The 12,434-nt window shown below is 61.7% G+C and carries 13 protein-coding genes; 7 read left to right on the top strand and 6 right to left on the bottom strand.

Translation table 11 applies throughout. The annotated features are described in order from the left end of the window. Positions 1 to 26: 26 nt before the first annotated feature. On the top strand, positions 27 to 1,694 hold the full coding sequence (gene ettA / locus B9A31_RS23415) for an energy-dependent translational throttle protein EttA (RefSeq protein ID WP_025754696.1): 1,668 nt from the start codon (positions 27 to 29) through the stop codon (positions 1,692 to 1,694). A gap of 220 nt (positions 1,695 to 1,914) precedes the next feature. Further along, positions 1,915 to 3,255, top strand: coding sequence for an NADP-specific glutamate dehydrogenase (gene gdhA / locus B9A31_RS23410; protein ID WP_084297419.1), 1,341 nt, complete (start codon positions 1,915 to 1,917; stop codon positions 3,253 to 3,255). Between the two features lie 39 nt (positions 3,256 to 3,294). Here the strand turns inward: gdhA and B9A31_RS23405 are convergent, their stop codons facing one another. The 4 genes from B9A31_RS23405 to B9A31_RS23390 form a co-directional block, all read right to left on the bottom strand. Beyond that, entirely contained in the window at positions 3,295 to 3,786 is a 492-nt protein-coding gene (locus B9A31_RS23405; RefSeq protein ID WP_025754695.1) for a GreA/GreB family elongation factor, read from the bottom strand. Between the two features lie 67 nt (positions 3,787 to 3,853). Next, positions 3,854 to 4,210: a hypothetical protein gene (locus B9A31_RS23400; protein WP_025754694.1), complete on the bottom strand. Its 357-nt coding sequence runs from the start codon at positions 4,208 to 4,210 to the stop codon at positions 3,854 to 3,856. A 90-nt stretch (positions 4,211 to 4,300) separates the two neighbouring features. Beyond that, positions 4,301 to 6,154, bottom strand: coding sequence for an Lnb N-terminal periplasmic domain-containing protein (locus tag B9A31_RS23395; RefSeq protein ID WP_025754693.1), 1,854 nt, complete (start codon positions 6,152 to 6,154; stop codon positions 4,301 to 4,303). Positions 6,155 to 6,225: 71 nt separating this feature from the next. After that, the gene (locus tag B9A31_RS23390) at positions 6,226 to 6,714 is read right to left on the bottom strand and encodes a DUF3015 domain-containing protein (RefSeq protein WP_016713355.1); all 489 of its coding nucleotides are present in this window, start codon (positions 6,712 to 6,714) and stop codon (positions 6,226 to 6,228) included. A 251-nt stretch (positions 6,715 to 6,965) separates the two neighbouring features. Between B9A31_RS23390 and B9A31_RS23385 the strand changes: the two genes are divergently transcribed. The 5 genes from B9A31_RS23385 (at position 6,966) to B9A31_RS23365 (ending at position 11,628) form a co-directional block, all read left to right on the top strand. Continuing rightward, complete coding sequence (locus B9A31_RS23385; RefSeq protein WP_019099374.1) at positions 6,966 to 9,404, top strand: Lon protease family protein; 2,439 nt, start codon at positions 6,966 to 6,968, stop codon at positions 9,402 to 9,404. A gap of 160 nt (positions 9,405 to 9,564) precedes the next feature. Then, positions 9,565 to 9,903, top strand: coding sequence for a PA4575 family protein (locus B9A31_RS23380; protein ID WP_084297418.1), 339 nt, complete (start codon positions 9,565 to 9,567; stop codon positions 9,901 to 9,903). Positions 9,904 to 10,002: 99 nt separating this feature from the next. Then, positions 10,003 to 10,491 (top strand): TIGR00645 family protein, encoded by a 489-nt coding sequence (locus B9A31_RS23375; RefSeq protein ID WP_003247486.1) that lies wholly within the window; start codon positions 10,003 to 10,005, stop codon positions 10,489 to 10,491. 128 nt (positions 10,492 to 10,619) lie between these two features. After that, positions 10,620 to 10,925: a DUF6482 family protein gene (locus B9A31_RS23370; RefSeq protein ID WP_016713352.1), complete on the top strand. Its 306-nt coding sequence runs from the start codon at positions 10,620 to 10,622 to the stop codon at positions 10,923 to 10,925. An 85-nt stretch (positions 10,926 to 11,010) separates the two neighbouring features. Further along, positions 11,011 to 11,628: an FKBP-type peptidyl-prolyl cis-trans isomerase gene (locus B9A31_RS23365; protein WP_016713351.1), complete on the top strand. Its 618-nt coding sequence runs from the start codon at positions 11,011 to 11,013 to the stop codon at positions 11,626 to 11,628. A 135-nt stretch (positions 11,629 to 11,763) separates the two neighbouring features. Here the strand turns inward: B9A31_RS23365 and B9A31_RS23360 are convergent, their stop codons facing one another. After that, on the bottom strand, positions 11,764 to 12,009 hold the full coding sequence (locus B9A31_RS23360) for a PA4570 family protein (RefSeq protein WP_016713350.1): 246 nt from the start codon (positions 12,007 to 12,009) through the stop codon (positions 11,764 to 11,766). Between the two features lie 83 nt (positions 12,010 to 12,092). After that, positions 12,093 to 12,434 carry a zinc ribbon domain-containing protein YjdM gene (locus B9A31_RS23355; RefSeq protein WP_084297417.1) on the bottom strand — a complete coding sequence of 114 codons (342 nt, stop codon included), beginning with the start codon at positions 12,432 to 12,434 and terminating at the stop codon, positions 12,093 to 12,095.

Raw genomic sequence — 12,434 nt, 5'->3', positions numbered from 1 at the left:
TACCTATCTGATTAGAGGGCTTGGTTTTGGCTCAATACGTCTACACCATGCATCGGCTGAGCAAGGTCGTGCCGCCGAAGCGGGAAATTCTCAAGAACATTTCCCTGTCGTTCTTCCCGGGCGCCAAGATTGGCGTGCTCGGCCTGAACGGCGCCGGTAAATCGACCCTGCTGCGGATCATGGCGGGCGTCGACAAGGAATTCGACGGCGAAGCCCGTCCGATGCCCGACATCAACGTAGGCTACCTGCCGCAGGAACCGCAACTGGACCCTAACAAGTCCGTTCGCGAAGTGGTCGAGGAAGCCGTCAGCGTGATCAAGGACGCCCAGGCGCGCCTGGACGAGGTCTACGCCGCCTACGCCGAACCGGATGCCGACTTCGACAAGCTGGCTGCCGAACAGGCCAAGCTGGAAGCCATTCTGCAAGCCGCCGATGGCCACAACCTGGAGCGCCAGCTGGACGTCGCCGCCGATGCTCTGCGCCTGCCAGCCTGGGATGCCCGCATCGAGCACCTGTCCGGTGGCGAGAAGCGCCGTGTGGCCCTGTGCCGCCTGCTGCTGTCGGCCCCCGACATGCTGCTGCTCGACGAACCCACCAACCACCTGGATGCCGATTCGGTGGCCTGGCTGGAGCGCTTCCTGCACGACTTCCCGGGCACCGTGGTTGCGATTACCCACGACCGTTACTTCCTCGACAACGTCGCCGGCTGGATCCTGGAACTGGACCGCGGCGCCGGCATCCCGTACGAAGGCAACTACTCGGGCTGGCTGGAAGCCAAGTCGGACCGTCTGGCGCAGGAATCCAAGCAGCAGAGCGCCCACGAAAAGGCCATGAAAGAGGAACTGGAGTGGGTGCGCAAAGGCGCCAAGGCTCGCCAGTCCAAATCCAAGGCCCGTCTGCAGCGCTTTGAAGAAATGCAGTCGCAGGAATTTCAGAAGCGCAGCGAAACCAACGAGATCTACATCCCGGCTGGCCCGCGCCTGGGCGACAAGGTCATCGAGTTCAAGAACGTCACCAAAGGCTACGGCGACCGCGTGCTGATCGACAACCTGTCGTTCGCCATGCCAAAAGGCGCTATCGTCGGCGTTATCGGTGGTAACGGTGCCGGTAAGTCGACCCTGTTCCGCATGCTGATGGGCAAGGAACAGCCGGACTCGGGCAGCATCGAGATCGGTGAAACCGTGCAACTGGCCTGCGTGGACCAGAGCCGCGAAGACCTGGACGGCGCCAAGACCGTGTTCCAGCAGATTTCCGACGGTTCCGACATGATCCGCATCGGCAACTACGAGATCCCGTCGCGTACCTACGTTGGCCGCTTCAACTTCAAGGGGGGCGACCAGCAGAAGTTCGTCAAGGACCTGTCCGGTGGTGAGCGTGGCCGCCTGCACCTGGCTCTGACCCTGAAGGAGGGCGGCAACGTCCTGCTGCTCGACGAACCGTCCAACGACCTGGACGTTGAAACCCTGCGTTCGCTGGAAGAAGCCCTGCTGGACTTCCCGGGCGCCGCGATCGTGATTTCCCACGACCGTTGGTTCCTGGACCGTGTGGCTACCCACATCCTGGCGTACGAAGACGACTCGAACGTGGTGTTCTTCGAGGGTAACTACACCGAGTACGAAGCCGACCGCAAAAAGCGCCTGGGCGATGCTGCTGCCCAGCCGCACCGTGTACGGCACAAAAAACTGGCCCAGTAAGCCGGTTTGAGATGCACAAGGATGGGGCTCTACGGAGCCCCATTTTTGTGCCTTGGTGAACCTTGAAAACGGCTGTATCGGCAGGTATTTTGTATACACTTACATAAAACGCACCAAATAATTTCAAAAAAACGACATCGCGCCCTATTCCAGTGCGATTGCTTCTTGGTACATTCCTGAAAAAACCAATAAGTCCAAAACCTTCGGTGAGATGTCTACCATGATCGAATCTGTCGACAATTTCCTTGCACGCCTGCAACAGCGTGACCCAGGCCAACCCGAGTTCCACCAGGCGGTGGAAGAGGTGCTGCGCACCCTGTGGCCATTCCTTGAAGCCAATCCACATTACCTGCAATCCGGCATCCTCGAACGTATGGTCGAGCCGGAGCGTGCTGTGCTGTTCCGCGTTTCCTGGGTCGATGACCAGGGCAAGGTGCAGGTCAACCGCGGCTACCGCATCCAGATGAGCAGCGCCATCGGCCCGTACAAGGGCGGCCTGCGCTTCCACCCGTCGGTGAACCTCAGCGTGCTGAAGTTCCTGGCCTTCGAGCAGGTGTTCAAGAACTCGCTGACCTCGCTGCCCATGGGTGGCGGCAAAGGTGGCTCGGACTTCGACCCGAAAGGCAAGAGCGACGCCGAAGTGATGCGCTTCTGCCAGGCGTTCATGAGCGAGCTGTACCGCCACATCGGTGCTGACTGCGACGTACCGGCCGGTGACATCGGCGTGGGTGCCCGCGAAATCGGCTTCATGTTTGGCCAGTACAAGCGCCTGGCCAACCAGTTCACCTCGGTGCTGACCGGCAAGGGCATGACCTACGGCGGCAGCCTGATCCGCCCCGAAGCCACCGGTTATGGCTGCGTGTACTTCGCTGAAGAAATGCTCAAGCGCCAGGACAAGCGTATCGATGGCTGCCGCGTGGCGATTTCCGGCTCGGGCAACGTGGCCCAGTATGCGGCGCGCAAAGTCATGGACCTGGGCGGCAAGGTGATCTCGCTGTCCGACTCCGAAGGCACCCTGTACGCCGAAGCTGGCCTGACCGACGCCCAGTGGGATGCGGTGATGGAACTGAAAAACCTCAAGCGTGGCCGCATCAGCGAGCTGGCCGGGCAGTTCGGCCTGGAGTTCCGCAAGGGCCAGACTCCGTGGAGCCTGCCGTGCGACATCGCCCTGCCGTGCGCCACGCAGAATGAACTGGGCGCCGAAGACGCCCGCACCCTGCTGCGCAACGGCTGCATCTGCGTGGCCGAAGGCGCCAACATGCCGACCACCCTTGAGGCTGTGGATATCTTCCTGGACGCAGGCATTCTGTACGCCCCGGGCAAGGCCTCCAACGCCGGCGGCGTGGCCGTGTCGGGCCTGGAAATGTCGCAGAACGCCATGCGCCTGCTGTGGACTGCCGGTGAAGTGGACAGCAAGCTGCACAACATCATGCAGTCGATTCACCATGCGTGCGTGCACTACGGTGAAGAGACGGATGGCCGTATCAACTACGTCAAAGGTGCGAATATCGCAGGCTTCGTGAAAGTGGCCGATGCGATGCTGGCTCAAGGCGTGGTCTGATTCGAGATCACCTGGGGCCGCAACACGGCCCCAGGTTTTTCAACCACCAATCTCGATAATCTCGATTTCCTGATCCCCCACCGGCCGCCGCCAAACCACCTCATCCCCAGGCCCTGCGCCCAGCAACGCCCGCCCCAACGGTGAGCCCCAATTAATCAAGCCCCGGCCGGCATCCGCTTCATCCTCGCCCACCAGCTGCACCACCTGCTCCTGATCCTGGGCATCCACAAACCGCACCCGGCTACCAATCTGCACCTTGCTGCGTGAAGTCGCTGCCGGCACCACCTGGGCACTCTGCACCCGCGCAGTGAAATAACGCAGGTCCCGCTCGGTCTCGGCCATGCGCTGTTTGTCGGCACGCTCACCCTGCGCCTGCAGTTCGCTGCGCAGGGCATTCAGTTCGGCCAGGCGCGCCTGTAAAAGGCGCAGGCCGTTGGCAGTGACGTAGTTGGGTTGTTCGCTGACGCGGCGCTCGACGGGCGGGTCGGCCTGGTCGGCAGCCTGGTCTTCGTTGACGAATGCTCGGCTCATGCTGGGCCTCCTTGTGCTGAAGACCAGCATGGCAGGCCGCAGGTTTCAAGGGATGTCCGTTTGCGACTCAGTTGTGGCGATAGGCGCGTGCCGCGTCGCGGTCTTTTTCCTGCTCCCAGTCGCGGTCGCGCTGGTCCCAGAAACGCTCATGGTACTCGCGCTGTTCTTCGCTGTTCTGCATGGCGTGGCACTGGCGAAAGCCGTCGTCCCAGCCGGTTTCATACTGACGTTCGTGCAGGTAGCGCGGCACGTCCTTGCGGAAGTTGCCCACCATCAGCCCGGCGGCCTGGCGGCCGCTGCTGCAGCCGTCCTGAAAGCCATCGGCGTAGGCAGGCGGATAACCACGGTTGACCATCTGCTCGTGGGTGGTTTCGCAACCTGACAGCAACAACGCCATGCACACGCCGAACCAGTACCGCGACATAACCACCCAGCCCTCCAATTGATAATGGAAAGTCTAGGTGGCGATTTGTCGGGGAGCTGTCAAAACGGTGTCAAAGAGTCGATTGGGTCACTAGTAGTGATACCACTTCAGCTCCAGCATCACCTCATTCTGCGCCGTCGCCAGGTGGCTGAACGCGCGCGATGCACTTAACCGCACGCCCAAATTCTGGCTGATCTCCCACTGCTGGTTCAGGCTCACACTGCGCCGTACTTCACCATTGGTGAAGTAGTCGCCCTTGGCCTCCAGTGTCATGTTGCCCAGCCCGTTGCGCCACAGCAGGCCGCCATTGAACCCCGCCGCAGGGGCGATGAACTGGGAAAAATCGTTGTGATGCTCGACCCGCACGGTCCCCAGGGCAAAGCCCAGCAACCCGTCGGCCAACTGCCAGGTACCCCCGGCGCCACCATTCACATGGCTGACCAGCACTTCGTCATCGTGCTTGCCGGGTACGCGCTCCAGCCCGCCAGCCACTTGCCATGACCAGGGCTTGAGCAAGGCGTTGCGCGGCGTCAGCGAGCGGATGGTGGCCAGGTCAAGGCGCTGCACTTGCCAGTCGTTGCCTTCGTACTGGCGCACTTTCAACTGCAGGATCTCGATTTGGGCACCCAGCGGGAAACCGTAGGCGTTGTCGTTGAGGTCGTGATAGGCCATGCGCAGCCCATACTCGGCGTAGGCGCGGTCTTCACGGGTGCCCACTCCCAGCTGCCAGGTGCGTGAATCGTGGCCATCCTCGGGTAAGCCGGGGCGTTCGATCTGCAAGGGTGGCGGCGGGTTGCTGTTGATCGCCCGCAGCAGCTCGAAGCTGCGCTTCGCCTGCCCAGGGTCGCGCTCCTGGCCATTGGCCCGGTAACGCTCCAGGCGGTACGCGGCGTCTTGCACGAGCGCTTGCCGTTCGCGGGGCAGGGCCTTGAATTCGGGGCTCTGCAATTGTGCGGTGTCGGCACTCACGGCCAGCACCTGCTGCTTTTCGTCGTGGTCCAGTGGCTCGGCGCGGGCCAGCAATTCACGTTCGCGAGAAGGGCGGTATGTCTCGCTGGCGACCAGGCCGGACTGCTTCACGGCCTTCACAGTATCGGTCGGGATGGCGGTCAACGGGAACTGCGAGGTCAGGTCCAGGCTCGGTCGGGCCACTTGCAGCAGCTCCAGCAGGCGGTACGAGCAGTTTTCGTCGAAGAAGAAGTAGTCGAACTGGATCTGCTTCAACTCCCACACATGTTCGACCATGCGCCCGGTTTCTTCGGGGGTGAGGTCCAGCTGGTACTCCCACAGGTCGCGGTTTTCCAGGCTGCGGTATTCGGACAGTTTCTCCTGGTAGGGCATTAGCGCGAACAGCCCCGGGTAGCCGCCCATCAGGCCCTTCCAGGCGTACAGGATGCTGTTGTCGCTACCTTCGATGTAGGCACCGAAGTTGATCGCATAGCTCAGCAGCGTGGTGTCGTCGCTGCGGGTGTTGGACTGGTCGATGCGCAGCAGGGTGTGGCCGAACATGGACGATGGGCTGTTCAGGTAGGCCGCCGGGAAAATCAACGCGGCGCTGTGCGGGTCGATCGACTGGTACCAGGTCTTGAATTCCTGGCAATCCGGTTGCGGCAGGCCCTGCAGGCCAAGCTGTTCACGTAGCCAGCGGGTGCGTGCTGGGAATACACACTGGGCATGCTTGTCGCCGAGGCTGGCCGGGGCATACAGCGCCTCGACCGTGGCTTGCAGCTCCTGGTCGGGGTGGTGTGCACCGTCCTTGGCGAGGAAGAACGCATCGTCGTCCACATAGCTGCGCCAGCCCCCGAGCTTGGCGGTTTCGTAATGGCCCAGGGCAATCCAGTAAGGGGTGTTGGCCAGTTGCTGGAGACGGCCTTGATCCAGTACGGGCGCGGCATGAACAGGGGCGCAGGCACACAGCGCCAGGGCAGCGAGGCGTTTGAGCATATCGGGCAACTACTTCTTGACGATGCCGAAAAAGGCGAAACCCGCCCCGGGTGGGGCGGGAGCAGCAGGGCTTAGGCCTCGGTAGCGTATTTGGCCAGGCGTGGGTCGTTCTTCAGAACGGCCAGGGTGTTGCTGTGGACAGTTTCAGCCGTGACGTCGGCGCTGGTGAAAATCTGGTTGAAGTGCTGGTGGGCGACCGACTGGAAGTAGCTGCGGTCTTCCGGGGCCACACCGAGGACCACGGCATAGGTGGTCAGTGCTTCGCCCTGGCCCATGGCCATGTCTTCGGAAAGCTCGTTCATCATGCCGTTCATGGCGAACCACGACTTGCCGCCGTAGGTCAGCGAGGCTTTGGTGGAGCAGCCGTTGGTGCCGGAGGTCATGCCGAAGGTGGCGTTACCGGAGGTGCCGTTGGTGGTGGAGGCCAGGAAGTGTGCCGGCGTGCCGCGCTGGCCTTCGAACAGCATGTTGCCCCAACCGCAGTTCGGGCCGCCTGGCGCTTCGGCCATGGCGTTCAGCGAGACCACGGTGAACAGAGTACCCAGAAGAATCCGTTTCATAGCATTTGTTCTCTTTGTCTTAACCAAGGGTCAGGGTTTCTGGCAACTCGGTTGCCAGGTCGGGAAAGCATTTCACCCACCCGCGCAGCTTGGAGTTTAGGCACGATCTAAAGGTTGCGTTGTTGATTGCGAAAAATTTGCTGTCACATGACGTGCATGGGCTGCGACATAAAGTCCCGCAGAGCCTTGCAAGGCGCGCGCAGGCAGCGCCAGAATGCTGCGTATCTGCCCCGCCGAAGTAAGGAAACCCAATGCCCGATCCTGTCGCTGCGCGCCTGCGTCTCGCGCCTGAAGCCCTGACCCGGCGTTTCTCACCCGAGCAGTTTGCCTTTACCAATACCGACGATCTGGAGCCGTTTCGCGGAGTCCTGGGCCAGGAGCGTGCTGTCGAGGCCCTGCAGTTTGGTGTGGCCATGCCACGCCCCGGTTACAACGTGTACGTCATGGGCGAGCCGGGTACCGGCCGCTTCTCGTTCGTCAAGCGCTACCTCAAGGCCGAGGGCAAGCGCCAGCAGACCCCGGCTGACTGGGTCTACGTCAACCACTTCGACGACACCCGTGAACCGCGTGCGCTGGAATTGCCATCCGGCAGCGCCGGAGCGTTCATCGCCGACATGGGCGGGCTGATCGACAACCTGCTGGCGACCTTTCCGGCCGTGTTCGAACACCCGTCGTATCAGCAGAAGAAGGGCGCCATCGACCGTGCCTTCAACCAGCGTTATGACCGCGCCCTGGATGTGATCGAGCGCGCCTCGCTGGAAAAGGACGTAGCGTTGTACCGCGATGCCAGCAACGTTGCCTTCACCCCGATGGCAGACGGCAAGGCGCTGGATGAAGCCGAGTTCGCCCAGTTGCCGGAAGACGTGCGCGAACAGTTCCATGAGGACATTGCCCAGCTCGAAGAGCAGTTGAACGAAGAGCTGGCCAGCCTGCCGCAATGGAAGCGTGAGTCGAACAACCAGCTGCGCCAGCTGAATGAAGAAACCATTACCCTGGCCTTGCAACCGTTGCTGGCGCCGTTGTCGGAAAAGTATGCCGAGAACGCCGCAGTGTGCGCCTACCTGCAGTCGGTGCAACTGAACCTGCTGCGCACCGTAGTCGAGCAATTGGTCGACGACAGCAAGACCGACGCTGCCGCGCGCAAGCTGCTCGAAGAGCAGTACGCCCCCAACCTGGTGGTCGGCCACCATGCTGCCGGTGGTGCGCCGGTCGTGTTCGAGCCGCACCCGACCTACGACAACTTGTTTGGCCGTATCGAATACAGCACCGACCAAGGCGCGCTGTACACCTCGTATCGCCAACTGCGCCCGGGCGCGTTGCACCGTGCCAACGGCGGTTTCCTGATTCTCGAAGCCGAGAAGATGCTGGGCGAGCCGTTCGTCTGGGATGCGCTCAAGCGTTCCTTGCAGTCGCGCAAGCTGAAGATGGAATCACCGATCGGTGAGCTGGGCCGTGTTGCCACTGTCAGCCTGCAGCCGCAGATGATTCCGCTCAACGTCAAGCTGGTGATTATCGGTTCGCGCCAGCTGTACTACGCCTTGCAGGACCACGACTCGGACTTCCAGGAGATGTTCCGGGTGTTGGTGGACTTCGACGAAGACATGCCCATGGTCGACGAGAACCTGGAGCAATTCGCCCAGCTGTTGCGTACCCGCACCAACGAAGAGGGCATGGCGCCGTTGACCAGTGACGCGGTCGCGCGCCTGGCGACCTACAGCGCCCGCCTGGCAGAGAACCAGTCGCGCCTGTCGGCACGCATCGGTGACCTGTTCCAACTGGTCAGCGAAGCCGACTTCATCCGCCAGTTGGCCAGTGACGAAATGACCGACGCCGGGCACATCGAACGTGCGCTGAAGGCCAAGGCCACCCGCACCGGGCGTGTGTCGCAGCGGGTGCTGGACGACATGCTTGCCGGCATCATCCTGATCGACACCGAGGGCGCGGCCATTGGCAAGTGCAACGGCCTGACCGTGCTGGAAGTGGGCGACTCGGCGTTCGGTATGCCGGCGCGCATCTCGGCCACCGTGTACCCGGGCGGCAGCGGCATCGTCGACATCGAGCGCGAGGTCAACCTGGGTCAGCCGATTCACTCCAAGGGGGTGATGATCCTGACCGGTTACCTGGGTAGCCGCTATGCCCAGGAGTTCCCGCTGGCGATTTCCGCGAGCATCGCGCTGGAGCAGTCGTACGGCTATGTGGACGGTGACAGCGCCTCGCTGGGCGAAGCCTGCACGCTGATTTCGGCCTTGTCGCGCACGCCGCTCAAGCAGTGCTTCGCCATCACCGGCTCTATCAACCAGTTTGGTGAAGTGCAGGCAGTGGGTGGGGTGAACGAGAAGATCGAGGGCTTCTTCCGCCTTTGCGAGGCCCGTGGCCTGACCGGTGAGCAGGGGGTGATCATCCCGCGTGCCAACGTTGCCACCCTGATGCTTGACGAGCGCGTGCTTCAGGCGGTGGAGAACGGCATGTTCCACGTCTACGCGGTCAGCCAGGCCGATGAGGCGCTGAGCCTGCTGGTAGGCGAGGAGGCCGGAGTGCTCGATGACAACGGCCAGTTCACCGAGGGCAGCGTCAATGCCCGGGTGGTGGAACGCCTGCGCGAAATCGCCGAAATGATCAGCGAGGAAGAAATCGAGAAGGCAGAAAAGGAACGCCTGGAAGAGGTGATTGCCCAGGCCAAACCGGCCTGAGTCAATAAACCGGCGCTAGCGGCGATGTGCTACCGTTCAGCGCCGGTTTTCCATCTTTCTGTACGGTTCTTCTATGCTGGAACTTAAGGACGGTACAGCGTTCAGGATGGAAACAGCCTGAGGTACAGGCTGAACAAGGCTCTTTGGAGGGGACGCGGCCATGCGCAACCTCAGCCTCACACGCCAGTGCCTGGGCCTGGTGACCCGCATCGAATGCAGTATCCGCCCACTGGCTGGGGACAACGGCATGTGGACGCTGCTGTTTGCCGCCGGCATGGCCGGTGAACAACCCTCTGCGATCAAGGCTCAAGGGCCTTTCCATGGGCCGCTTGTGGCCGAATCGGTGCTCAATGCCATTGTCGACAGCCTGACCTTGCACGGGTACCAGGTGGCCGAGGACCCGCAGATCTGGTGCCTGCACCTGCAGGCGCAGTTGCGCAAGATCAATGGCGAGCGGTGCCGGAACCTGGGGGATTACCAGTTTCATCCTGAGACTTGATTGAGCCTGGGGCCGCTTTGCGGCCCCAGGCTTTTGCTGTTACAGGTGGCTGGCTATACTCGCCGTCGTTTTTTAGTCACCTGATGAGTCCTGAACTTCATGGAACGTATCCTCGAAAATGCGATGTATGCCTCGCGCTGGCTGCTCGCACCCATCTACTTCGGCCTGTCCCTCGGCCTGCTGGCCCTGGCGCTGAAATTCTTCCAGGAAGTGGTCCACGTCCTGCCCAACGTTTTCGCCCTGAGCGAAGCCGACCTGATCCTGGTGATCCTGTCGCTGATCGACATGTCGCTGGTGGGCGGCCTGCTGGTGATGGTGATGATTTCCGGCTACGAGAACTTCGTTTCGCAACTGGATATCGACGAGAGCAAAGAGAAGCTCAACTGGCTGGGCAAGATGGACTCTTCGTCGCTGAAGATGAAGGTTGCTGCTTCGATCGTGGCGATTTCATCCATTCACCTGCTGCGGGTGTTCATGGATGCGCAGAACATCTCCACCGATTACCTGATGTGGTACGTGATTATCCACATGACCTTCGTGGTGTCGGCGTTCTGCATGGGCTACCTGGACAAGCTGACCAAGCACTGAGCCAGATAGCTGTTGGCGCCGCCCGTCCGTTGCAAAACGGACGGGCGGTGTTGTTTCTGGCTTGTGCTTTCAGCCGACCTGTACAAAAAATGAGCTCTCATGCGTGGTTCCCGTCGCGAGGTGCTCTCATGAACCTGCATCAGCTCAATACCGAGGCCAGGGCTGGCCATGTCGATGAACTGAACCTGATCGCCATCGAAGGCGGTGACTACCTGCTCGAGGCCCGGGTCAAAGGCCGTGCCCACCCCTTGTCCGACACCCGTGGTGAGCGCTTGCGTGTGCACTCGGTGGAGGATGCGCGCAAGTTGCTGCAAACCATCCCCATGGTTTCGATGAACCTGGTGCACTGGTCGGTGCAAGATGAAATGTGCGGCATGGGCACGCACCCGGAAGAAGACCTGAAGGTGCCGATTTCCCAGCGTTCGGCCTGGTAGCTGCTCGCAGCGCCCCAGTGTGCTAGGCTGCTCGCCCTTTTCATCAAGGGCGCGGCTGCACTGCGCCCTGCAGTGGAGCACGACAATGTCCGAACTCAACCTGTCCACCGACGAAACCCGCGTCAGCTACGGCATCGGCCGTCAGCTGGGCGGCCAGCTGCGCGACAACCCGCCACCAGGTGTCAGCCTGGAGGCCATCCTGGCCGGCCTGACCGATGCCTTCAATGGCGCCGACAGCCGCGTCAGCGAAGCCGACCTGTCGGCCAGCTTCAAGGTCATCCGTGACGTGATGCAAGCCGAAGCCGCAGCCAAGGCCGAAGCCGCTGCTGCTGCTGGCAAAGAATTCCTGGTCGAGAACGCCAAGCGTGAAGGCATCACCACCCTGGCGTCGGGCCTGCAGTTCGAAGTGCTGACCGCCGGTGAAGGCGCCAAGCCGACCCGCGAAGACAACGTGCGCACGCACTACCACGGCACCCTGATCGACGGCACTGTGTTCGACAGCTCCTACGACCGTGGTCAGCCGGCTGAATTCCCGGTAGGCGGCGTGATCGCGGGCTGGACCGAAGCCCTGCAGCTGATGAACGCAGGCAGCAAATGGCGCCTGTACGTGCCGAGCGAGCTGGCTTACGGCGCCCAAGGCGTTGGCAGCATCCCGCCGCACAGCGTGCTGGTGTTCGACGTCGAGCTGCTCGACGTTCTGTAATGCCTCGGGGCCGCTTTGCGGCCCATTCGCGGCACAAGGCCGCTCCTACAGGGGTATGCATTTTCCCATGAATATGCGTACCCCTGTAGGAGCGGCCTTGCGCCGCGAACGAGGGCGAAGCCCTCGCCAGACCTGTCAGTTCCAATCCGTTCCCGCCGGGCGCAACGCCCGCGCATAGCAGAACAGAAACAGATTCCGCACCAGCTCCTTGAGCACCCCCGGTTCACTCGAATTCAGCCCGCTCATGTCCAGGTCTCCCTGGTCACGCAGCTCGTCGAGTGCTTCCTCTTCAAGCACCGCGCACACTTCGCCGGTTTCCCGATGAAGAATGCGCAGGTAGGGGTGAGGGCGGTCCAGCCAGGCGTCGATCAGATAAGTCATGGCTATTCTCCTTGGATAGCAGTCCCAATGAGAATAATTCTTATTATCTAAATAGCAAGCGCCAATTGGCAGTTTTTGTGTAATCAGACTTTGCGCACGAACTCGGACTTCAGCTTCATGGCGCCGATGCCGTCGATTTTGCAGTCGATGTCGTGGTCGCCGTCGCACAGGCGGATGTTCTTGACCTTGGAGCCGACCTTGACCACCAGGGACGAGCCCTTGACCTTGAGGTCCTTGATCACGGTGACGGTGTCGCCGTCCTGCAGGATGTTGCCGACCGAATCCTTTTTCACCACCTCGTCGCTGGCCGCCTCGGTATCGCCGCTGGCCGACCATTCGTGGGCGCATTCAGGGCAGATCAGCTGAGTGCCATCCTCATAGGTGTATTCGGAGTTGCATTTAGGGCAGGGTGGCAGAGTGCTCAC

Origin of the sequence: Pseudomonas sp. URIL14HWK12:I5, from assembly GCF_900176445.1 — a bacterium.
In the GTDB taxonomy this organism is placed as follows: Bacteria; Pseudomonadota; Gammaproteobacteria; order Pseudomonadales; family Pseudomonadaceae; genus Aquipseudomonas; species Aquipseudomonas monteilii.
This window is presented reverse-complemented; position numbering and strand designations above follow the sequence as displayed.

What these genes read in the sequence shown, in the direction of transcription:
- gdhA (WP_084297419.1), top strand. Translation starts at nt 1,915, where the DNA reads ATGATCGAATCTGTCGACAATTTCCTTGCACGCCTGCAACAGCGTGAC.
- B9A31_RS23405 (WP_025754695.1), bottom strand. Translation starts at nt 3,786, where the DNA reads ATGAGCCGAGCATTCGTCAACGAAGACCAGGCTGCCGACCAGGCCGAC.
- B9A31_RS23400 (WP_025754694.1), bottom strand. Translation starts at nt 4,210, where the DNA reads ATGTCGCGGTACTGGTTCGGCGTGTGCATGGCGTTGTTGCTGTCAGGT.
- B9A31_RS23395 (WP_025754693.1), bottom strand. Translation starts at nt 6,154, where the DNA reads ATGCTCAAACGCCTCGCTGCCCTGGCGCTGTGTGCCTGCGCCCCTGTT.
- B9A31_RS23390 (WP_016713355.1), bottom strand. Translation starts at nt 6,714, where the DNA reads ATGAAACGGATTCTTCTGGGTACTCTGTTCACCGTGGTCTCGCTGAAC.
- B9A31_RS23385 (WP_019099374.1), top strand. Translation starts at nt 6,966, where the DNA reads ATGCCCGATCCTGTCGCTGCGCGCCTGCGTCTCGCGCCTGAAGCCCTG.
- B9A31_RS23380 (WP_084297418.1), top strand. Translation starts at nt 9,565, where the DNA reads ATGCGCAACCTCAGCCTCACACGCCAGTGCCTGGGCCTGGTGACCCGC.
- B9A31_RS23375 (WP_003247486.1), top strand. Translation starts at nt 10,003, where the DNA reads ATGGAACGTATCCTCGAAAATGCGATGTATGCCTCGCGCTGGCTGCTC.
- B9A31_RS23370 (WP_016713352.1), top strand. Translation starts at nt 10,620, where the DNA reads ATGAACCTGCATCAGCTCAATACCGAGGCCAGGGCTGGCCATGTCGAT.
- B9A31_RS23365 (WP_016713351.1), top strand. Translation starts at nt 11,011, where the DNA reads ATGTCCGAACTCAACCTGTCCACCGACGAAACCCGCGTCAGCTACGGC.
- B9A31_RS23360 (WP_016713350.1), bottom strand. Translation starts at nt 12,009, where the DNA reads ATGACTTATCTGATCGACGCCTGGCTGGACCGCCCTCACCCCTACCTG.